Origin of the sequence: Geminicoccus harenae, assembly GCF_019800005.1 — a bacterium.
GTDB classification, from domain to species: Bacteria; Pseudomonadota; Alphaproteobacteria; order Geminicoccales; family Geminicoccaceae; genus Geminicoccus; species Geminicoccus harenae.
Genome location: NZ_JABGCL010000016.1, coordinates 112,772 through 133,389, shown reverse-complemented (window position 1 = coordinate 133,389; position 20,618 = coordinate 112,772). Strand labels below are relative to the sequence as shown.

22 protein-coding genes are annotated in these 20,618 nt (G+C 70.3%); 12 read left to right on the top strand and 10 right to left on the bottom strand.

The window, feature by feature from the left end:
- Positions 1 to 333 precede the first annotated feature (333 nt).
- The 6 genes from HLA95_RS16295 (at position 334) to hisD (ending at position 4,874) form a co-directional block, all read left to right on the top strand.
- Positions 334 to 519 (top strand): hypothetical protein, encoded by a 186-nt coding sequence (locus tag HLA95_RS16295; RefSeq protein WP_191062256.1) that lies wholly within the window; start codon positions 334 to 336, stop codon positions 517 to 519.
- Positions 520 to 716: 197 nt separating this feature from the next.
- Complete coding sequence (locus HLA95_RS16290) at positions 717 to 1,667, top strand: ABC transporter permease (RefSeq protein WP_370467492.1); 951 nt, start codon at positions 717 to 719, stop codon at positions 1,665 to 1,667.
- On the top strand, positions 1,664 to 2,464 hold the full coding sequence (locus tag HLA95_RS16285) for an ABC transporter permease (RefSeq protein WP_191062299.1): 801 nt from the start codon (positions 1,664 to 1,666) through the stop codon (positions 2,462 to 2,464). The genes HLA95_RS16290 and HLA95_RS16285 overlap by 4 nt, the downstream gene beginning before the upstream one ends.
- A 92-nt stretch (positions 2,465 to 2,556) precedes the next feature.
- Positions 2,557 to 2,952: an ElaB/YgaM/YqjD family protein gene (locus tag HLA95_RS16280; protein ID WP_191062298.1), complete on the top strand. Its 396-nt coding sequence runs from the start codon at positions 2,557 to 2,559 to the stop codon at positions 2,950 to 2,952.
- Between the two features lie 73 nt (positions 2,953 to 3,025).
- Entirely contained in the window at positions 3,026 to 3,385 is a 360-nt protein-coding gene (locus HLA95_RS16275; RefSeq protein ID WP_222183855.1) for a hypothetical protein, read from the top strand.
- Between the two features lie 172 nt (positions 3,386 to 3,557).
- The gene (gene hisD, locus HLA95_RS16270; RefSeq protein ID WP_222183854.1) at positions 3,558 to 4,874 is read left to right on the top strand and encodes a histidinol dehydrogenase; all 1,317 of its coding nucleotides are present in this window, start codon (positions 3,558 to 3,560) and stop codon (positions 4,872 to 4,874) included.
- Between the two features lie 303 nt (positions 4,875 to 5,177).
- Here hisD and HLA95_RS16265 read toward each other — a convergent pair whose 3' ends face one another.
- The 5 genes from HLA95_RS16265 to HLA95_RS16245 form a co-directional block, all read right to left on the bottom strand.
- Complete coding sequence (locus HLA95_RS16265; RefSeq protein ID WP_222183853.1) at positions 5,178 to 6,338, bottom strand: alpha-hydroxy acid oxidase; 1,161 nt, start codon at positions 6,336 to 6,338, stop codon at positions 5,178 to 5,180.
- 2 nt (positions 6,339 to 6,340) lie between these two features.
- Complete coding sequence (locus tag HLA95_RS16260; RefSeq protein ID WP_191060559.1) at positions 6,341 to 7,615, bottom strand: TRAP transporter large permease; 1,275 nt, start codon at positions 7,613 to 7,615, stop codon at positions 6,341 to 6,343.
- Positions 7,612 to 8,115 carry a TRAP transporter small permease gene (locus HLA95_RS16255; protein WP_191060558.1) on the bottom strand — a complete coding sequence of 168 codons (504 nt, stop codon included), beginning with the start codon at positions 8,113 to 8,115 and terminating at the stop codon, positions 7,612 to 7,614. The genes HLA95_RS16260 and HLA95_RS16255 overlap by 4 nt, the downstream gene beginning before the upstream one ends.
- 63 nt (positions 8,116 to 8,178) lie before the next feature.
- Entirely contained in the window at positions 8,179 to 9,171 is a 993-nt protein-coding gene (locus HLA95_RS16250) for a TRAP transporter substrate-binding protein (protein WP_191060557.1), read from the bottom strand.
- A gap of 126 nt (positions 9,172 to 9,297) precedes the next feature.
- Positions 9,298 to 10,101, bottom strand: a complete 804-nt coding sequence (locus HLA95_RS16245) for a M48 family metallopeptidase (RefSeq protein WP_191060556.1) — start codon at positions 10,099 to 10,101, stop codon at positions 9,298 to 9,300.
- Between the two features lie 191 nt (positions 10,102 to 10,292).
- On the opposite strand from HLA95_RS16245, the gene HLA95_RS16240 reads away from it, so the two are divergent.
- On the top strand, positions 10,293 to 11,237 hold the full coding sequence (locus tag HLA95_RS16240) for a DMT family transporter (RefSeq protein ID WP_191060555.1): 945 nt from the start codon (positions 10,293 to 10,295) through the stop codon (positions 11,235 to 11,237).
- Here the strand turns inward: HLA95_RS16240 and HLA95_RS16235 are convergent.
- The 3 genes from HLA95_RS16235 to HLA95_RS16225 are packed head-to-tail and all read right to left on the bottom strand — an operon-like array spanning position 11,167 to position 15,012.
- Positions 11,167 to 11,730 (bottom strand): sarcosine oxidase subunit gamma, encoded by a 564-nt coding sequence (locus tag HLA95_RS16235; RefSeq protein WP_222183852.1) that lies wholly within the window; start codon positions 11,728 to 11,730, stop codon positions 11,167 to 11,169. The genes HLA95_RS16240 and HLA95_RS16235 overlap by 71 nt on opposite strands.
- On the bottom strand, positions 11,723 to 14,653 hold the full coding sequence (locus HLA95_RS16230; RefSeq protein WP_222183850.1) for a 2Fe-2S iron-sulfur cluster-binding protein: 2,931 nt from the start codon (positions 14,651 to 14,653) through the stop codon (positions 11,723 to 11,725). The genes HLA95_RS16235 and HLA95_RS16230 overlap by 8 nt, the downstream gene beginning before the upstream one ends.
- Positions 14,650 to 15,012 (bottom strand): sarcosine oxidase subunit delta, encoded by a 363-nt coding sequence (locus HLA95_RS16225; RefSeq protein ID WP_191060983.1) that lies wholly within the window; start codon positions 15,010 to 15,012, stop codon positions 14,650 to 14,652. Before HLA95_RS16225 ends, HLA95_RS16230 begins: the two co-directional genes overlap by 4 nt.
- A gap of 165 nt (positions 15,013 to 15,177) precedes the next feature.
- On the opposite strand from HLA95_RS16225, the gene ftsH reads away from it, so the two are divergent.
- Positions 15,178 to 17,019 (top strand): ATP-dependent zinc metalloprotease FtsH, encoded by a 1,842-nt coding sequence (gene ftsH, locus HLA95_RS16220; protein ID WP_191060982.1) that lies wholly within the window; start codon positions 15,178 to 15,180, stop codon positions 17,017 to 17,019.
- A gap of 11 nt (positions 17,020 to 17,030) precedes the next feature.
- On the opposite strand, the gene HLA95_RS16215 is transcribed toward ftsH, so the two are convergent.
- The gene (locus HLA95_RS16215) at positions 17,031 to 17,375 is read right to left on the bottom strand and encodes an antibiotic biosynthesis monooxygenase family protein (RefSeq protein ID WP_191060981.1); all 345 of its coding nucleotides are present in this window, start codon (positions 17,373 to 17,375) and stop codon (positions 17,031 to 17,033) included.
- A complete protein-coding gene (locus HLA95_RS16210) occupies positions 17,372 to 17,686 on the bottom strand; it encodes an NIPSNAP family protein (protein WP_191060980.1) in 315 nt (104 codons plus the stop codon). The genes HLA95_RS16215 and HLA95_RS16210 overlap by 4 nt, the downstream gene beginning before the upstream one ends.
- A gap of 87 nt (positions 17,687 to 17,773) precedes the next feature.
- Between HLA95_RS16210 and HLA95_RS16205 the strand changes: the two genes are divergently transcribed.
- The 4 genes from HLA95_RS16205 (at position 17,774) to grpE (ending at position 20,571) form a co-directional block, all read left to right on the top strand.
- A complete protein-coding gene (locus HLA95_RS16205) occupies positions 17,774 to 18,460 on the top strand; it encodes an ArsR/SmtB family transcription factor (protein ID WP_222183848.1) in 687 nt (228 codons plus the stop codon).
- A 151-nt stretch (positions 18,461 to 18,611) separates the two neighbouring features.
- Positions 18,612 to 18,779, top strand: a complete 168-nt coding sequence (locus HLA95_RS16200) for a hypothetical protein (RefSeq protein ID WP_191058602.1) — start codon at positions 18,612 to 18,614, stop codon at positions 18,777 to 18,779.
- A 125-nt stretch (positions 18,780 to 18,904) separates the two neighbouring features.
- On the top strand, positions 18,905 to 19,987 hold the full coding sequence (hrcA, locus tag HLA95_RS16195; protein ID WP_191058601.1) for a heat-inducible transcriptional repressor HrcA: 1,083 nt from the start codon (positions 18,905 to 18,907) through the stop codon (positions 19,985 to 19,987).
- Positions 19,984 to 20,571 (top strand): nucleotide exchange factor GrpE, encoded by a 588-nt coding sequence (gene grpE / locus HLA95_RS16190; RefSeq protein WP_191058600.1) that lies wholly within the window; start codon positions 19,984 to 19,986, stop codon positions 20,569 to 20,571. Before hrcA ends, grpE begins: the two co-directional genes overlap by 4 nt.
- Positions 20,572 to 20,618 lie beyond the last annotated feature (47 nt).

Below are 20,618 nucleotides of genomic sequence, written 5' to 3'. Positions count from 1 at the left end.
CCAGGCCGCGTCCGACAGCCAGTACAGATGTGCCATCCGCCATACCCTCCTCAGCCTGCGTCCCTGATCAGTCGACCAAAAGCCATGAACCTGCAGAAGGTTGTTTGAGTTCCCTACCTAGGGCATCTCCCGGAATTCGCCACGCAGCAGGCCGCCTCGAGCCGGAGCGGCGCCTGGTACCGGTCCAGGCGCGGTCCGGGACGGGCCGGCGACGATGGCGAGACAGTGCCTGCACCGTACGACGACCGCCCGATGACGATCCGCGTCTTCACGTTTCATTAAGACCTCCGGCCCCATGCTGCGCTCAACGGCGGTGTTCCTGGGAGACCGGAAATGTTGGACGTGACGATGGCCCATGGTGAGCTCGCGGCGGCGGACCAGCCGGCCGGTGCGGCCCTTTCGGATGCCGGGCTGCGCGAGGAGAAGCTGTCGCTGCCGCACTCGACCATGCTGGTCGTGCTGGGCTCCGCCGGCGGCTGGTTCCTGCTGGCGGTGGCGGTGCGCTGGCTCATGTCCTGACCGGCGGTGGCCGGCGCATCGCTGCTGGCCTGCCGCTGCCCATGCGCCGATCGGCATCGGCGCATGGAGCTTGAGGCTTGCGGCACCTGCCGACCTTTGCCACCACCGCGCCAGGCCGCCTGCGCGTGGCCGAAGATGGGCCGGCACGCCCGGCCGGCCGGTGCAGGATGGAAGCGTTGATCACGTGGCTTGACTGGATGGAGGCCTGGCGCAGCCGGCTGTGGCCGCAGCGGCTGGCGTTCCTGGACGGCTGGATGCTGCTCCTGCCGGCACTGCTGCTCGTGGCGGTGCTGGTGGTGGGCCTGGTCGAGATCGTCGACATGTCGCTGCGCAGCCTCGACCGCGCGACCTTCCTCCTGGGCGAGGACTGGACGCTCGCGAACTACGCGGCGGCCCTGTCCCGGCGGGCTACCTGGGTGATCGGCTGGCGCACGCTCTGGGCGTCGCTGGTCACCACGGTCCTGACCCTGGCCCTGGCCTTCCCTTATGCCTATGCGCTGGTCCGCACGCCGAACGCCGCCTGGCGCCGGTTCCTGCTGGTCAGCCTGTTCCTGCCCTTCTTCCTGGGCCAGGTGGTGCGCGCCTATGGCTGGCTGATCGTGCTGGGCCGCCAGGGCCTGGTGAACAGCCTGCTGGGGCTGGCCGGCATCGAGCCGTGGCCGCTGATCTACACGCCCCCGGCCGTGGTGCTGGGCCTGGTCCAGTACATGCTGCCGTTCGCCGTGCTGATGCTGGCGCCGGCGATGACCGCCATTCCCGAGGAGCTGGAACTGGCCTCGGCTTCGCTGGGAGCCGGCTGGGTGCGCACCTTCACCAACGTGGTGCTGCCGCTGGCACGGCCAGGCCTGGTGGCAGCGGGCGTGGTGGTGTTCACCCTGACCTTCACCGAGTATGCGATCCCGCAGATCATGGGCGGCGGCAAGTTCGATTTCGCGGCCCAGGCGGTCTACGAGGCCTGGTTCTCCACCTCCGATGCCGGCCAAGGCTCAGCCCTGGCCGTGCTGGTCGTGCTGGTGTCCACCGGGCTCACCGCCCTCATGCTGGCCCTGCTGGGCGGCCGGGCTGCGGCCGGGCGGGTCGGCCGGGCAGCAGCGGCGGACCTGTCGGCGGCAGGCATGACAGCGGCAGGCACGGGAGCGGCGCGGTGAGGGGCGAGCGTGGCAAGCAGGTGCTGATCACGGCGGTGGTGCTGTTCGACCTCCTGTTCCTGGCCCTGCCGACCGTGATCATCCTCCTGGCCTCGTTCACCAGCGGGTCGATCGTCCGCTTCCCGCCCGAGGGCTTCTCGCTGCGCTGGTATGTCGAGCTGGTGAGCGGCGGCGCGTTCCTGGACCCGTTCGGCCGCTCCCTGCTGGTCGCCACGCTCGCCACCCTGTTCGCCGTGCCGGCCGGCACGCTCGCAGCCCTGGCCCTGGCCCGCTGGCGCTTTCGCACCGCGGGCCTGATCCGCCTCTGGCTGCTCCTGCCCTTCACCATCCCGCTGGTGGTGGCCGGGCTCGGCATGATGGCGCTGTTCGGCGAACTGCGGATCCTGGGCAGCCTCTGGCCCGTGGGACTGGCCTGCTGCATCATCAACCTGCCCTTCATGCTCTGGGCGGTGAGCGCTGCGGTGAACCATCTGGACCCGGAACTGGAGAATGCCGCCGCCAATCTGGGGGCGCCGCCGCTGCACCGTTTCGTCACCGTGACGATCCCGGCGGTGATGCCGGGCATCGTGACCGGCGGCCTCCTGATGTTCATCCTGGCGTTCAACGAGTTCCTGGTGAGCCTGATGCTCACCGACGCACGGACCGTGACCCTGCCGGTGCAGATCTACACCTCGATCCGGGCGGTGATCACCCCGGACCTGGCGGCGGTCTCCGCGGTCTATGTGCTGGTGGCACTCCTGGCCGTCTGGCTCCTGGACCGGCTGGTCGGCCTCGACCTGTTCCTGCGCGCGCGCTGAGCGGAACCCCCGCCCGGCTCCGCCCGTTGATCGACCAACTATTCACACTCGCGCTGATGTGAGTGTTGAACATCGCAAGGAGGGATGGGACCATGGCCGCCACTGCCGGAGACGTTCGCGACACTGCCCGCAAGGCCGGTGACGACATCCGGGATGCCGTCCACGACGTGAAAGTGCATGCCTTGAACAGCACCGATCATGCCCGCCAGTCGCTCAACGCCAATTACGAGCAGCTCAAGCGGGAGCTGGACGTCCTGCGCGGCCAGCTCGTGGCCCTGGGCTCGGATGCCGGTGAGGAAGCGAAGCTCCGCCTCCAGCACGGGCTGGAGACGCTCAACGCGCGCGTCGACGCCATGTCCCACGACGCCAAGGCCTATGGCGAACGCAAGCTGGGGGAGGCGGAGCGCCTCGTGCAGGAGCGTCCGTTGACCAGCGTCCTGGTCTCGTTCGTTCTCGGCATGCTGTTCGCCCAGTTCCTCCGTCGCTGAAGGGCCGCTGCCGATGTGGCCGCTCCTGCGGACGGTCCTGCCGGTGGACAGCATGCGTCCGCAGGTGCAAGCCGTGAGCGCCCGCCTCGTCGCCTTCGCCGTGGCGGGCGTGCTCGGGCTGATCGCGTTCCTCTACCTCCTCGACGCGGCGTGGCGCGGCATGCTCCAGGTCATGCCGGGCTGGGCGGCCTCCCTGGTGGTGGGCGCCTGCCTGGTCATCGCCGCGGGCCTGGTGAGCCTGGTCGGCGTGACGGCTGCCAAGCGCCACGAGCGCCGGGCCCGTCTCCTGGCCCAGGCCGCCCCCCCGCCCGCAGCGCAGTTCGCGACGCTCGCGACCCCGCTGGCCATGCGGGTTCTGCAGTACCCGCGGGCCCTCGTGCTGGGCGGGCTCCTGGCCGGGGCGGCCATGGAACTCCTGCGCAAGCGGCGCTGAGACGCCCGCCTTCATCCTCCTGGATCTCTTGGCTTCGGCGCGGACGGGCCTGCCCGTCCGCGCCGGTGCTCCGTCCAGGCGTGCGGCCTGCTCATGGCTGCCCGCCAGCTTGGCCGTTGGGGGAACGGCCGGACGGCACTAGGTTCCGCGCCACGACCGAGTGGAGGATGAGATGCGGGGCGCCAACATCATCGATCTCGCGGAGCTGAGCGCCGAGGCCCGGGCCCGGCTGATGCAGCGTGCCGAGCACGACCTGAGCGGGCTGATGGACCCGGTGCGGGCCATTGCCGAGCGGGTCGCGGCCAGCGGCGACAAGGCGGTGGCCGAGCTCGGCCGCGAGATCGACGGGGCGCCTCTGGCGCCCGAGCGGCTGTTCGCGACCGAGCAGGAGTTCGAGGAGGCCGAGGCGCTGGTCGAGCCGGAGGTGAAGGCCGCCATCGAGGAGGCGGTGCGCAACATCCGGCACTTCCACGAAAAGCAGCTCCCCCCGCCGATGTGGCTGGAGGAGATCCGCCCGGGTGCCTTCGCCGGCGAGCGGCACCTGCCGATCCCCTCGGTCGGCTGCTACGTGCCGCGCGGCAAGGGCGCCTTCCCGTCCGTGGTGATGATGACCACGATCCCGGCCGTGGTAGCGGGCGTCCCTGAGGTGGTGATCCTGACCCCGCCCACGCCCGAGGGCGGGGTGGATGCGGCGAGCCTGGTGGCGGCGCGCCGGGTGGGCGTGTCCCGGGTCTACAAGGCCGGCGGCGCGGTCGCGGTGGCGGCGGCGGCGCACGGCACCTACAGCCTGCCCCGGCTCGCCAAGATCATCGGGCCCGGCTCGCCCTGGCTGGTGGCGGCCAAGAAGCACTTGGCCGACCGGATCGATACCGGCCTGCCGGCCGGCCCGTCCGAATCGATCATCCTGGCCGACGAGCATGCCAATCCCGAGATCGCGGCACTCGACCTGCTGATCGAGGCCGAGCACGGCCCGGACAGCTCGGCCTTCCTGGTCACGCCGTCGCGCCGGGTCGCCGAGGCGGCCGCCCGGGTGCTGCCCGATCTCTGGGCGCGCATGAGCGAGCAGCGGGTGGGCTTCTCGCAGGCCGTGCTGTCCGGATCGCGCGGCGGCATCCTGGTGGCGCGCGACCTGGACGATGCCATCGCCTTCGTCAACGAGTACGCGCCGGAGCACCTGGAGATCCTGGCCCAGGAACCCATGGCGCTGATGAACCGGATCGTGAACGCCGGCGAGATCCTCCTGGGCGAGCATACCCCGATCGTGATCGCCAACTTCGTGCTGGGCCCGGACGCGGTGCTGCCGACCGGCGGCCATGCCCGCACCTGGTCGCCGCTCTCCGTGTTCGACTTCCTCAAGCGAACCGGCATCGGCTACGCCACCCGCGAGGGCTATGAGCGCCTGGCGGAGCCGGCCAGGCGGCTGGCCCGCTACGAAGGCTTCGACGCCCACGCCAACGCGATCGAGCTGCGCGAGCGTTATCGCCGGTGATCGCACCGAAGCCACGGCCGGCACGACCGGCCAAGGCTGGGGGTGGTGTCGAGTACGCGGCGGCCCGATGCTTGCCGCATCGGGTGCGGCTGCGGAGGAACGACGGTTTCCTGCTGCCTCCGCCACCTGCTGGCCACCGAAGCCGACCGCGGTGGACGGCGATCATCCCTCCGCGCCACGTCGGGTGATCGCCTGTTATGCGCAGGACGCCAATCTCTGGCCGTCTTTCTGAGCCCGGATCCTGATGCCGCTTTCCCGGGAACGCCGGTCAACCAGGCTCGCCACCTGAAGATCCTGCTCGGATCAGGCCGCCGGTGCTTCCCGGTACAGGCAGTCGGCATCGACCGCCTCCACCGACGGCACGCCCAGCAGGGCCAGCGCTATATCCAGTTCCTCGCGGAACATTTCGATCGTCCGCGCCACGCCGGGTTCGCCGGCTGCTGCCAGCCCCCAGAGGAACGGCCGGCCGATCATGCAGGCATCGGCGCCGAGCGCCCTCGCCTTGACCAGGTCGACACCGCGCCGCACGCCACCGTCCAGGATGACCTGCGCCCGGCCGGCCACCGCGCGCACGATGGCGGGCAGTGCCGCCACGGCCGAGGGCACGTGGTCGAGCTGGCGGCCGCCATGGTTGGAGACGATCACGGCTTCAGCACCGAGCTCGACTGCTCGCAGCGCGTCCTGCGGGCTGAGCACGCCCTTGACCACGAAGGGGCCGTCCCATTCCCTGGCGACTGCCTCGACCGTCCGCCAGGTGGCGGACGCGTCGCACAACTTGGCGACGTGCTGGGCGATGCTGCTGAAGCCCGAGCTGCTGGGCGCGGCATCGGCGAAATTGCCGAACCGCACGCCGTTGCGCAGGAAGCCCGCCAGCCAGGCCGGGCGGGCCAGGACCTCCGCCACGGTGCGCAGCCGCGGCCGGAGCGGCACGGTGAAGGCGTTGCGGATGTCCCGCTCGCGCCGGCCGTGCACGGCTAGGTCGAGGGTCATGCACAGGACGCGGTAGCCCGAAGCCTTGGCCCGGCGCAGCATCCCGCTCATCAGGGCGGGGTCCTTCAGGAAATAGAGCTGGAACCAGCGGTCCCCGCCCGGCACGGCGGCCGCGACCTCCTCGATGGACGCCACCGAGTTGGTGGACAGGCAGAACGGGATGCCGGCCCGCTCCGCCGCCCGGGCGGCCGCGATCTCGCCGCCCGGCCAGTAGAGGCCGGCCAGCCCGGTCGGCGCCAGGACCAGCGGCAGGGCGGACGTGGCGCCGACCAGGTCGACGGCCGTGCGGCGCGTGCCGACATCCACGCCGACGCGCGGCATCAGCCGCAGCCGGGCCAGGTCATCGACATTGTCCCGCAGCGTCCGCTCGTCGCCGGCACCCCCGTCGATGAACTCGAAGATCGAGTGCGGCAGGCGCCGCCGTGCCAGGATGCGCAGGTCCGCGATGGTGACGGCGCGTTCGATTCTGGCCATGGTCACATCCCCAGCGTCAGCCAGAGGGCCAGCGGCGGGAACACCACCACCAGGAACAGCACCACGATCGACCAGATCAGGAACGGCATGATCTCGCGGGCGACGGCAATGAACGGGATCTTGCCGATGCTGGACACGACGAACAGCAGGAGGCCCACCGGCGGGGTGATCAGGCCGATCATCAGGTTGATCACGACCACGCAGCCGAAATGGATCGGGTCGATGCCGAGCTCCATGCCGATCGGGATGAGGGCCGGCAGGAAGATGACCATGGCCGGCAGGGGCTCCAGGACTAGGCCCACCAGCAGCAGCAGGATGTTGATGATGATCAGCACCATCACCGGGTTGGTGGAGATGGTGTGGATCATGTCCACCACGCGGTCGGCGATCTGGCTTTCCGCCACCAGCCAGGAGAATGGTGCTGCCGCGGCCAGGAGGAACAGGATGACCGCACTGCTCCGGCCGGCACTGGCGAAGAGTGCGGGCAGCTCGCGGATCTTCAGGGTGCGGTAGACGAACATGCTGACGAACAGGGCATAGACCACTGCCACCGAGGAGATCTCGGTATCGGTCATCAGCCCCAGCCGGATGCCGAGCAGGATGATGATCGGCAGCAGCAGCGCCCAGACCGCACTGGCGGAGACCCTAAGCCTCGTGTGCCAGTCGACCTTGGGGCCGGCCGGGAAGCCGCGGGCCCGGCCGATCAGGGCGCTGATCGCCATGAACCCGCCCGCGAGCAGCAGGCCCGGCAGCAGGCCCGACATGAACATCTTGGCGACCGAGGTGTTCGCCATCTGGGCGTAGACCACCATCGGGATGGATGGCGGGATGATCGGGCCGATCAGGGCACCGGCGGCGATCACCGCACCGGAATAGCTGACGGGGTAGCCCTTGACCCGCATCTCCGGGATCATCGCCTTGCCGATCGCGGTCGCATCCGCCACCGCCGAGCCGGAGATGCCGGCCATCATGACGTTGGCGCCGACCGAGACCTGGCCCAGGCTGCCGGGACCGCGCCCGACCCAGACGCCGGCGAAGTCGATCAGCCGCCTTGTGATGCCGCCGCGGTTCATGATCTCGCCAGCCAGGATGAACAGCGTGATCTGCACCAGGGCATAGAAGCTGACGCCGCTCAGCATCGAGGTCGGCAGCATGACCAGGTCGACGAAGCGGTCCGCCTTGAACTCGATGCCGAACCAGGCCGCGATCACCATCGCGAACCCGACCTCGGTGCCCAGGAGGAGCAGCAGGAGGAAGGAGAGGAACAGGAGGGTCACGGGCGCGGGGCTCCCAGCACGACGCGCCGCACCATCCGCCACGCGATCAGGGGAATGAGCAGGAGGACACCGACCAGGATGCCCCAGGCCGGCACGGCCAGGGTCAGGTTGGTGCCCAGGATCATCTGGTACTGGGCCACCTGGATCATGGTGACGCTCTTGACCGCCAGGATGACCAGCACGGTGAGCATGAGCAGGTCCACCAGCGTGTCGAGGATCGTCAGGACCCGGGGCGGCAGGACCTCGTGCAGGATCATGATGCGGATGATCTCGTCGGTCATGAACGCGCGGGCCAGGCCGACGAAGCAGAGCCAGGCCAGGCCGATCTTCACATACTCTTCGGGCGACTGCCGCCAGAGCACGAAGAAGTTGCGGTCGATGAACTGCGAGAACACCAGCAGGAGCAGACCGACGACGAGCAGGCCGATGAAGACGTCGAGCACGCTGCCGACGATCCGGGCGAGCGTCGCCACGCGCCGGTCGATCGATTCGAAGGTCATGGAGAGCTCACCGAGAAGAAAGAAGGCCGCCTCTTGGTCCAGGCGGCCTTCGATCCAGTCTTGTTATTCCTGCATGGCCCGGATCTTGGCCACCAGCCCCTCGGGCCAGACCGTGCCCTCGAACTGGGTGTAGACGTCCTTCAGGGCGTCGCGGAACGCCTCCTTGTCGGGCTGCGTCACCTCGACCCCGTTCTCGGCAAAGATCGTGTAGCCTTCCTTGTCGACCGCCTCGCCCGCCTTCGTCATGGCGGCACCGCCGGTTGCGGCGGCCTTGCGGAAGATCTCCCGGTCCTCCTCGGAGAAGGACTGCCACAGCCCCTCGTTCACGTAGAAGGCCGCGGTCTCGAAGATGTGGTCGGTCGGCGTGAAGTACTTGGCGACCTCGTACCACTTGTAGCCGACCGCGGCGTCGATGCCGTTCTCATGCCCGTCCACCTGGCCGCGCTCGATCGCGTTGTAGGTGTCGCCCAGGCCCAGCACGACGGGCCTGGCACCCATCGTCTCGAACGCCACACGGATCCCGTCGATCGGCGGGATGCGGATCTTCAGCCCTTCCAGGTCGGCGGGCGTCTTGACCGGCCGCTGCGAGTTCTGCACGGCGCGCGGCGAGCGGGCGCCATGCACGGCGAAGATGCGCACGCCGGACTGCTCGGCCAGGTCGTCATAGAGCGGCTGGAAGACCTCGCTGTTGGCGATCCGCTCGGCATCTTCCTTGGTGTTGAAGAGATAGGGCGTGTAGGCGACGTTGAGCGGTGCCCCGCCGCGCAGCACCCCGGCATTGCCGATTGCCAGATAGGTCATGTCGACCGTGCCGAGCTGCACGCCGTTGATCAGCGCCTGGATGTCGCCGAGCTGGCTGTCCGGATAGACGCGGACCTTGATGCGCCCCTCGGAGAGCTTCTCAACCTCTTCGGCGAACACCGGCAGCGCTTCGTGAATGGTGCTCGAGGTGGGCCATGGCGAGCCCAGCCGGATCTCCTTCACCTCCTGCGCCAGTGCACCGCCGGCCTGCGCGACCAGCATCGCGGCGCCCAGCGCCGAAAGCAGCAGCTTCATCTGTCCCCCCTGAACCCGTGATCAGCCGGCCGGACCCGACGATTCGATCCACGGCCTGGGCAGATGGTATAATGAGCTAACCACCGAGTCGACAACCGCCATCGGCGGGCGGGGAGCAGCGCAGGGTCAGCTCGTCGCCTGCTGGTAGAGCGGCATCACCTCCGGCAGCATGGCCTCGATCTGGGCGATGCGCTGATCGCCACTCGGGTGGGTCGACAGGAAGGCGGGCGCGCCGTCCGCACCGGCATTGGCCTGCATGGCCTGCCAGAACTTCACCGCTGCCTCGGGATTGTAGGCAGCCTGCGCCATGTAGCGCAGCCCCAGCGAGTCGGCCTCGAGTTCCTGGCTGCGGGTGTAGGGCAGGATCAGGCCGTACTGGACGCCGGCCCCCAGCAGGCCGATCACCTGCGTCGGGAGCCCGTAGGCCTGGGCGCCCGCGCCGACCAGAGCGGTGCCGACCTGAGCGAACTGGCTGGTGCCGATCCGCTGTGCCGCATGGCGGGCGGTGACGTGGCCGACCTCGTGGCCCATCACCGTCGCGATCTCGTCGTCGCTGTCCGTGATGTCGAGGATGCCGCGATAGACCCCGATATGGCCGCCAGGCAGGGCGAAGGCATTCACCTCGTCACTGTCGAACACGACGATCTCCCACTCGGGGAGCGGGATGCTGGAGCCGCTGGCCGGCACGATCCGCTCGGCGATCCGCTGGACCCGGGCCTGGGCCTGCGGGCTGCGCAGCCGCGGCGTCTCGCCCTTGATCTGCTGGAAGGCCTGGGCGCCGAGCATCGCCTCCTGCTCGGGCGAGACCGTGGACGCGGCGAGCTCGTTATAGGCAGCACAGCCGGAAAGCCCGGCAGCAGCACTGGCACCGGCCAGCGCCAGCAGATGGCGGCGCGACAGGCCAGCACAGCATCGGCAGAACAACGGCATGACGTGCCTCTCCTCGATTCAGGCCGGGCATTTCCTGTTGAGCAGGCGACCCGGTCGCCGGTTCCCCGAATCCTGCCTGTGATTGCCGGCCACGCCAATCGGCAGGTGACGGCGGGGCACCGTCATGCCAAATCCCCTACCAGGACCGGCCAGGCATCATGGCCGCCCATTGATCTGTGAGATTCCGACCGATGACTGCTGGAACCGCAGCCCCCCGGCTGACGCTCGGGGCCGTCCTGTTCGTGATCGCCGGGGTCACCGGTTACGCGGCGATGGACGCGGCCGGGATCTTCCTGGCCCAGACCCAGAGCGTGGTGCAGATCGTCTGGGCGCGCTGCGTCTTCGCCCTGCCGGTGGTGCTCCTGATCCTGGCACGGCAGGGCGGGCTGGCCAGGCTCGGCACGAGCCGGCCGCTGGTCCAGGTGGTGATGGGCCTGTTCCCGGTGCTGGCGAGCTTTTCCGTGGCGGGCGGCTTCGGGCTCCTGTCGCTGGCCGAGCTGACGGCACTCACCTTCGCCGCACCGCTGCTGGTGGTGGCGCTGTCGGCACCGCTCCTGCGCGAGCGCACCAGCCGGCACGACTGGATCGGGGTGCTGCTGGGCTTTGGCGGCATCCTGGTGATGGTGCGCCCGGGTACCGACGCGTTCACCTGGGCCGCCATCTTCCCCCTCGGCTGCGCCCTGTTCTTCGCCCTCTACCAGATCGCCGTGCGCTTCATCGGCCGCCACGACGACCCGGTGACCACGCTCGCCTGGTCGATCGGCACCGGCCTGGTCGTGACCAGCGCCCTGCTGCCGCTCGACTGGCGCCCGGCCAGCGCCGAAGCCTGGGCGGCCATGGCCCTGTCCGGCCTGCTGTTCGGCACTTCCCAGTTCTGCCTGATCCAGGGCTTCCGGCGTGCCGCGCCCGCCAGCCTCACCCCGTTCACCTATCTCCAGATCATCCCGGCCACGCTGATCGGCATCGGCCTGTTCGGTACCTGGCCGGATGCCTGGGTCGTGGTCGGCGGCGTGCTGGTGATCGGTGCGGGAATCTACGTGCTGCGCGGCCGCGCCACTTCCCCGCCTAGGCCGCCGCGAGCGGTGCGTGGCGGGCGAGCCAATCCCAGAGGAACGGCACCAGCCCGCGGTCGGTGAACAGGCGCATCCGATGGGCCTCCCCCAGCAGGGTGACCGGCTGCAGCGCCAGGAGGGTGCGGGCGACCTGACCATCCGCGGGCACCACCGGGCAGCCATGAGCCAGCAGCTCCCGGGCACGCGGCCCGACCAGGTCGATCGCCGGCAGCCCGTCGGTCAGATCGGTCACCAGGGTCGGGCACGGCCCCGCCTCACGGATGCGCCTTGCCAGGGCGAAGCGGTCCAGCTGCTCGCTGACGACCAGCCAGCGGTCCGGCCCGGTCCACAGCGAGCGGGGCTCGGTGCCGCCGGCACTGCCCGGTGTCGGGTCCAGGCGGTGGCCCAGCACGTCCGCCAGCGCATCGCCCAGGCCCGCCGCACCATGGGTGCCCGCCACGCCGATCACGGCACTGGGCGCCGCCACCTCCACCCGCAGCCCCTCGATCGGCGGGATCGGCGCCAGCCCCAGCGCCTCGGCCAGCGGCAGCGGACGCAGCTCGAAAATTTCAGCCACGCAGGCGCTCCCCGGCAGGATCATAGAAGACCGGGCTCACCACCCGGGCGCGATAGGTCCGGTCGAGGTGGAACAGGTCGACCTCGGCACCCTGTGCCTGCAGCGCCTTGCCGTCCGCCAGGATCGCCAGGGCGATCGGCTGGCCGAGCGTGGGCGAACGGTAGGCAGAGGTGACGTAGCCGCGGCTCTTCCGGTTGCCCGCCTCGTCGCGGATGAACATGTGGGCGCCGGTCGGGATCGGCTCGTCCGGGACGGTATTGCGCAGCCCCACCAGTTCCAGCCGCCCGGCCTCGCGGCTGGCCGCCCGCTGCAGGGAGCGGCGGCCGACGAAGTCGTGCTGCTTGGTGCGCAGCGGCGCGGTGAAGCCCAGATCCTGTGGCTCCGTGTTGCCGTCCGTGTCGCGGCCCACCAGCACGTAGCCCTTCTCCGCGCGCAGCACGAGCAGGGCCTCGGACCCGAGCGGCACCATGCCGTCGGGAGCGCCCAGCTCTTCCAGGCGACGGTAAAGGGCCGGCCCGTAGGCGGCCGGCACGCTCAGCTCGAACGACAGTTCTCCGGTGAAGCTCACCCGGGCGATCCGCAGCGGCACGCCGGCAAGCTCGGTTTCGCAGAACCCCATGTGCGGCAGGGAGGCGGCGGACAGGTCGACCGGCAGATTCAGCCGCTCGACCACGCGGCGCGCCTTGGGCCCGGTCACCGCATAGGTCGCCCAGGCGGTGGTGACGTTGGTCGCGATCACCTCCAGCTCCGGCCAGCCGGTCTGCCGCCATTCCTCGACGATGGCATGGACACCCGCGGCATGGCTGGAGGACGGCGAGAGCAGGAAATGGTCCTCGGCCAGCCTCGCCACCACGCCGTCGTCATAGACCTTGCCGTGCTCGGTCAGGAGGAAGACGTAGCGGATCCGGCCGGGCTTCAGGTCGCTCAGCCGGTGGTAATAGAGCCGGTCGAGGAAGCTGCCGGCATCCCGGCCCATCACCTCGATCTTGCCGAGCGGGCTGCCGTCGAACAGGGCCACGCCGGAGCGGGTCGCCAGCACCTCGCGCTCGATCGCGGCCTGCCTGCCTTCCCCGCCCCTTGGATAGAAGGCCGGCCGCCACCAGCCGCCATAGTCCTCGAACACCGCACCTTGCCGCTCGTGCTCCCGGTGGGCCGGCAGGAGCCGGAGCGGGCTCAGCAGGCTGCCTTGCCGCGAGCCGGCCACCCCCGCCAGCGGGACCGGCGTGTAGGGCGGGCGGAAGGTGGTGGTGCCGACCTCGGCCACCGGCCGGTCCAGCCGTTGGGCGAGCAGGGCCAGCCCATTCAGGTTGCTGGTCTTGCCCTGGTCGGTCGCCATGCCGAGCGTGGTGTAGCGCTTGAGATGCTCGACCGAGACGAAGTTCTCCTGGGCGGCGAGCTCGATGTCCTTGGCCGTCACGTCGTTCTGGTAGTCGACCCATTGCCTGGCCTTGGGCCGGTCCAGCTTGCGCCAGACCGCCTGCGTCCAAGCCGGCTCCGGCTCCGCCACGGGTGCGGGCAGCGCCAGGTCGGCGCCGGCCGCGGCCAGCCCGGCGCGGTGGCCCTGCGCCAAGCAGTCGGCAGTGGCGAAGGCCCCGTTCGCGGCACCGACCGCCCGGATCGTTCCGGCCGGCCCCTCGGGCACGAAGGCGTCGATCGCATCCTCGAAGCGCAGTCGGCCGCCGGCATGCATGTGCAGGTGCAAAGTGGGTGTCCAGCCGCCCGCCACCGCCACCAGATCGCAGGCGATGTCGATGGCCGGCCCGCCGGCCAGGGGCTCCACCCGCACGCCGGTGACACCCCTGCGCCCGTGCACCGCGGTCACCACCGCGCCCACATGGGTCGGGATCTCCGGGTGCGGGGGGCTGTCGGGGCGCAGGTCGACGATCACCGGCTCGGCCCCGGCGGCGGCCAGGAACTCGGCGGTGCGCCTGCCGGCGGCATTACCGGTCAGCACCACCGGGTGGCGCCCGGCCAGCACGCCGTGACGGGCCAGATAGCTGCGCGCGGCAAAGGCGGACATCACGCCCGGGCGGTCATTGTCCGGGAAGACCAGCGGCCGCTCGATTGCACCAGTCGCCAGGATCACCTGCCCTGCCCGCACCTTCCACAGGCGCTCGGGCGCAAAGCCGTGCGGCAACCGGCGCCGCTCGGCCAGGACCAGGAGGCCATGGTCGAAGATCCCGAGGGCGGTGGTGGCCGGCAGCAGGGTCACCTTCACGTGGGCGGCCAACTCGGCGGTGACCGCCGCCACCCATTCATCGCCCGGCTGGCCGTCGATCGCGACCGGATCGGTCAGGAGCTGGCCGCCCGGACGGGGCTGGTCGTCCACCAGCATCACCTCCAGCCCAGCCAGCGCCGCGGCCCGGGCGGCGGCCAGCCCGGCCGGCCCAGCCCCCACCACCACGAGCGGTACCTGAGCATGGCGCTGGGCGCGCTGCAGCGTCTCGCCCTGGTCCGGCACCACGCCCAGGCCCGCCATCTTGCGGATGCGCGGCTCGAACAGGTGCCAGCTCGGCCGCATGAAGGTCTTGTAGTAGAAGCCCGCCGGGATCAGCGGGTGCAGCCGGTCGACGAAGCCGTACAGGTCGCGCTGGGCGGACGGCCAGCCATGGACGGTGCCGACTGCCATGCCGTCCTCCAGCGGCACCAGCGTGGCGCGGGCGTTCGGATCGTGCCGGCCATCGGCGAAGCGCACGTCCAGGATCGCGTTCGGCTCCTCAGGGCCAAAGCCCCACAGCCCGCGCGGCCGGTGGTACTTGAACGAGCGCGCGAGCACCCGCTGGCCGCTGGCCAGCAGCGCCGAGGCCAGGCTGTCGCCGGCAAAGCCCTGCAGGCGGCGGCCGAGGAAGGTGAAGGAGAGTGGGCGCGCGCGGTCCAGATCGGTCCCGCCCGCGGGAAGGCGCAGGGAGGAATGGTGGTTCACGCGGCTTCCCCGGCACCGCCCAGCACGGCTTCGGAAGGTGCCGGTGCGTCATGGCCGGCGGGTGCGGCAGCCGGCCCGGCACGGCGGCCCTCGGCCGAGGGGTGGCCCGGCAGCACCGAGGTGCCATGGATCTCGTGGGTGACGGTGTCGCGGTCGACCAGGAACCACTGGCCGCAGCCAGCACCATGGCACCACAGCTCCTGCTGCCGGCCACGGCGGTTCTCGCGGAAGAACAGATAGTCCGCCCAGGCCCGGTCGTCCGCCGCGTCGGGCCGGGGGCGCCGGACGGCTGCCTCCACGCCGAACCGGAACTCCGTCTCGTCCCTCGGGCCGCACCAGGGACAGGCGATCGACAGCATCCCACCTCCGTCACGCGCCGGGCAGAGGCCCCGGCCGGCCAAGGCTAGCGGCGTGCCGGCCGTCCGGCCAGCCCGCAAGCCCCTGCCCTTCGACTGGCAGCGCTCCAGATAAACAGGCAGGCTGGAGCCGGCCGCGGGCGACGGACGAAGCGAGGAACGCTGCTCATGAACAAGGATGTCAGGTTCAATCTCTGGTACTGGCTGGCCGCGCTGGCCGGCATCCTGTTCATCCAGTACCTCTACAGCACGAACCAGCAGGTAGCGCCGATCCTCTACAGCGAGTTCGAGCAGTATCTGCGCGAAGGCCGGGTCGCCGAGGTCGCGATCTCCGACAATTTCATCCGCGGCGAGTTCAAGCAGCCGCTGGAGGGCGGCGAGCGCTACTTCACCACGACCAGGGTGGATCCGGACTTCGCCAACGAGCTGCAGCAGTACGATGTCCGCTTCACAGGCCGGATCGAGAGCAACTTCCTGTCGGACCTCCTGTCCTGGGTCCTGCCGGTGCTGCTGTTCTTCGGCCTGTGGATGTTCCTGCTCCGGCGGATGAGCGGCAAGCTCGGCGGCGGGCTCATGCAGGTCGGCAAGAGCCGGGCCAAGGTCTATGTCGAGACGGACACCAAGGTGACCTTCGAGGACGTGGCCGGGGTCGACGAGGCCAAGGACGAGCTGAAGGAGATCGTGGCCTTCCTCAAGAACCCCGAGGAATATGGCCGCCTGGGCGGGCGGATGCCCAAGGGCGTGCTGCTGGTGGGCCCGCCCGGCACCGGCAAGACCATGCTGGCCAAGGCGGTGGCCGGCGAGGCCAAGGTGCCGTTCTTCTCGATCTCTGGCTCCGAGTTCGTCGAGATGTTCGTGGGCGTGGGGGCGGCGCGGGTGCGCGACCTGTTCGAGCAGGCGCGGGGCAAGGCGCCGGCGATCATCTTCATCGACGAGCTGGACGCGCTGGGCCGGGCGCGCGGGATCGGGCCGATGGCGGGGGGCCATGACGAGAAGGAGCAGACGCTGAACCAGCTCCTGGTCGAGCTGGACGGGTTCGACAGCCGCAGCGGCCTGGTCCTGCTGGGCGCGACCAACCGGCCGGAGATCCTGGACCCGGCGCTGCTGCGTGCCGGCCGGTTCGACCGCCAGGTCCTGGTCGACCGGCCGGACAAGACCGGCCGCATCCAGATCCTCGGGGTCCACATGAAGAAGGCGAAGCTCGCTCGGGACGTCGACCCGGAGAAGGTCGCCGCCCTCACCCCGGGCTTCACCGGCGCCGACCTCGCCAACCTGGTCAACGAGGCGACCCTGCTCGCCACGCGGCGCCGCGCCGATGCCGTCACCATGGACGACTTCAACAACGCGATCGAGCGGATCGTGGCCGGGCTGGAGAAGCGCAACCGCCTGCTCAACCCGCGCGAGCGCGAGATCGTGGCCTATCACGAGATGGGCCACGCCCTGGTCGCCATGGCGCTGCCGGGCGTGGACCCGGTGCACAAGGTGTCGATCATCCCGCGCGGCATCGGCGCACTCGGCTACACCATCCAGCGCCCGACCGAGGACCGCTTCCTGATGACCAGGGAGGAGCTGGAGAACAAGATGGCGGTGCTGCTGGGCGGCCGGGCGGCGGAATGGGTGGTGTACGGGCATCTGTCCACCGGTGCCGCCGACGATCTGGCCAGGGTCACCGACATCGCGCGCGCGATGGTCACCCGCTACGGCATGTCGGAGAAGCTCGGCAACGTCGCCCTGGAAAAGGACCAGCGCTCTTTTCTCAGCCCCAACCCGATGGCGGGCGGGCCGCAGGAGCGCGATTTCTCCGACGAGACCGCGGCCACCATCGACGAGGAGGTGCGCACCATCGTGGACGGCACCTTCGAGCGCACCGTGGCACTGCTCACCGAGCGGCGCGACCTGCTGGAGCGCACCGCCCGGCGCCTCCTGGAGAAGGAGACGCTGGACGAGGCCGAGCTGGCGGCACTGGTCGGCATGCCGGCGAAGAAGGCCGCGGCTACGGCCCCTGCCTGAGCACGCGGCGCTCAGCCGTGGACCAGGCGGGAGTCCTCCGGTGCCTGGTCCCGCTCGGCCATGCCGTAGTCGCGCAGCACGGCGGCGACCCGTAGCCGGTAGTCGGCGAACAGCCCGTCCCGCCCGGCCTTCTGGGCGGCGCGATGGGCGAGCGTCTGGCGCCAGCGCAGCACCGCCGCCTCGTCCTCCCAGAACGACAGGGACAGGAGCTTGCCCGGCTGCTTCAGGCTCTGGAACCGCTCCACCGAGATGAAGCCCGGGGTCCGTTCCAGCTCGGGCAGCAGCGTAGCGGCGATCTCCAGGTAGGGCTCCATCCGCCCCCGCCTGGGCACGACCTCGAAGATCACCGCGATCACGAAGCAGCCTCCACCTTGCGCAGGAAGCTGCGCTCCTCCTGCAGGATGAGGCGGCGCTCCTCGGCGAACCGGAAGTTGGCCGCCCCAGCCTCGTCCGCCCGGAGCCGGGCGCGGTACGCCTCGTAGGCGGCCAGGCTGTCGAAGGAGATCAGCGCCAGCGCGGTGTCGTTGCTGCCCTCGTGCGGCATGAAATAGCCCACGAGATCGCCGCCGCAGGCTGGGATCACTTCGAGCCAGGTGCGGGCATAGGCCTCGAACGCCTCCTTCTGGAACGGGTCGATGCGGTAGCGGATGCAGCAGGTGACGGACATGGTTTCCTCCCTTCCGTGACGGGGTGGATCGGACGAAAAGGACCGTAGCGGCTTGCACGGCGACGATGTTTCGATGAGCATCAAACCATGCAGACCGGACCCGACATCGCGCGCGTGGCGGCCCTGCTGGGCGATCCCGGGCGCGCTAACATCGTGACCGCCCTCTTGGACGGCAGCGCGCTCACCGCGGGCGAGCTGGCCCGGCAGGCCGGGGTGACCGCGCCCACCGCCAGCGCGCATCTGGCCAGGCTCGAGCAGGGCGGCCTGCTGGCCCGACAGCGCCAGGGCCGGCACAATTATTTCCGCCTGGCCCACCCGGAGATCGGCCAGCTCCTGGAAGGCCTGATGGGCCTGGCCGAGCGGATCGGCCACCGGCGCACCCGGACCGGGCCGAAGGAGCCGGCGCTGCGCCTGGCCCGGGTCTGCTACGACCATCTGGCCGGCGAGCTGGGCGTGGCGATGCTGGACGGGCTGGTGCGGGACGGCCGGCTCGCCCATGAGGACGGGCAGCTCCGGCTGACCGAGGCCGGCGAGGCGTTCATGGCCGACTTCGGCATCGGCCTGGTCGATCTGCGCCAGGGCCGCCGGCCGCTCTGCCGCGCCTGCCTGGACTGGAGCGAGCGGCGCCCGCATCTGGCCGGCAGCCTGGGTGCTGCCCTGCTCCAGCGCTTCCAGGCGCTCGGCTGGGCCAGCCGGGAGGCCGGGAGCCGGGTGGTGCGGTTCAGCCCGGCGGGCCGGGCCGAGTTTGCCGCGACCTTCGGCCTGACCGGCTGAGCCGCCCGAACTACGCCGGACCAGGCCGCGCGTGGCGGCAGAAATCCTCAGCGGCCCTGGCATCGGTGGCCGGGCGACGTAGATGGTTGCAATGTGAATCGCCATATCGCTATCGGGTAGAACTGGCAGGGGTAGCTGGATCTTGACGAGCATGGTTTGGATCGTGGGGCTGATCCCGCTGGCTGTGGTCGTGGGCCTGGCGGTCTGGGTGTATGATCCGGCCTATCGCCGCGCCTGGCGGGCACGCCACCAGCCCGAGCCGCCGCAGGCCCGCCGGACGTTGCAGGATCGCACCGTGAGCGAGCCGCCGGTGAGCTGACCAGGCCGGCCCTCCTTGCGCCCCGTCCCGGCGGGGCTGCTCCGTTGACGTTCGCCCCGCCGATTCCTACATCCGGCCTTGGCTGGAACCGGCCTGTCCTTCCTGCCTGTCCTTGCCTGGATGCGATGATCACCGAGCTCAACAGCCGTTCGCGCGAGATCTTCCGCCAGATCGTCGACGCCTATGTGACGACCGGCGAGCCGGTCGGCTCCCGCACGATCGCGCGCAAGCTCGACGAGCCGCTCTCGCCGGCCACGATCCGCAACGTCATGGCCGATCTGGAAGATGCCGGGCTGCTCTATGCGCCGCACACCTCGGCCGGCCGGCTGCCGACCGCGGCGGGCCTGCGGCTTTATGTCGACGGGCTGCTGGAGATCGGCAACGTCAACGACGAGGACAAGCGCTCGATCCGCGCCCAGTGCGTCGGCACCGGCAAGAGCCTGGAGGCGGTGCTGGGCGATGCCACCGAGGCTCTGTCCGGGCTCACCCGCCATGCCGGGCTGGTCGCGGCCCCCGCCAGCGACCGGCCGTTCCGCCATATCGAGTTCGTGGCGCTGGGCCCTGGCAGGGCGCTGGTGGTGACGGTGAGCGACCATGGGATGGTCGAGAACCGGATCATCGACGTCCCGCTCGGCATGCCGCAGACCTCGCTGATCGAGGCCGGCAACTACATGACCGCCAGGCTCGCCGGCCGCAGCTTCGCCGAGGCGCGCAGCCTGGTGCAGCAGGAGATCGAGGCCAGGCGTGCCGAGATCGACGAGGCGACCCAGCGCGTGGTCGAGGCGGGTCTCGCCACCTGGGTCAAGCCCGGCGGCGATGCCTCCGACGGGTTCCTGATCGTGCGCGGCCAGTCCAAGCTGCTCGACGACGTGCAGAACCTGGTCGAGCTGGAACGGGTGCGCCACCTGTTCGAGACGCTGGAAACGCGCAAGAACCTGCTCCGGCTGGTCGAAGCCGCCCAGTCGGGCAACGGGGTGCAGATCTTCATCGGGGCGGAGAACGAGCTGTTCGGCCTTTCGGGCTGCTCGATGGTGATCGCCCCCTACCGGGCGCCGTCGCCCGATCAGGCGCAGTCCTCGGTGGTGGGTGCGATCGGCGTGATCGGCCCGACCCGGATGAATTACGCGCGGATCATTCCCATGGTGGACTACACCGCCAGGGTGGTGAGCCGCATGCTCGGTCATAACGGTGATGGAAGCAGGGAATGACGACGGAACAGGCAGCGAACGCCAATCCTGACACGGAAGCGGTGGTCGAGGAGACCCAGACCCCCGATCTGGAGCAGGAAGTCGCCGACCTGAAGGACAAGCTGCTGCGGGCACTGGCGGATGTCGAGAACATGCGCCGCCAGAAGGATCGCGAGGTGGAGGACGCGCGGCGCTACGGGGTGACCCGGCTCGCCCGCGACCTACTGGACGTGGCCGACAATCTCGGCCGGGCGATTGCCGCCGTGCCGGCCGAGGCCGCCGAGGAGAACACGGCGCTCAAGGGCCTGCTCACCGGCGTGGAGATGACCGAGCGCAGCCTGCAGACCGTGCTCGAGCGCCATCAGGTGAAGCGGATCGATCCGCAGGTCGGCGAGAAGCTCGACCCGAACCGCCACCAGGCGATGTTCGAGGTGCCGCGGGCCGATCTGGCGCCCGGCACGATTGCCGAGGTGATGCAGGCCGGCTATCTGATCGCCGACCGCCTGTTGCGGCCGGCGATGGTCGGTGTCGCGGCACGGCCGGCCGAGGCCGCCGACCAGGCGCCGTCCGGCGAACCAGGTGCCAGCGTCGACACGCGGGCCTAAAGACGCGGCAGACGGCCGCCTGCGGGTAGCGGCGCGGGGCAGAGGAC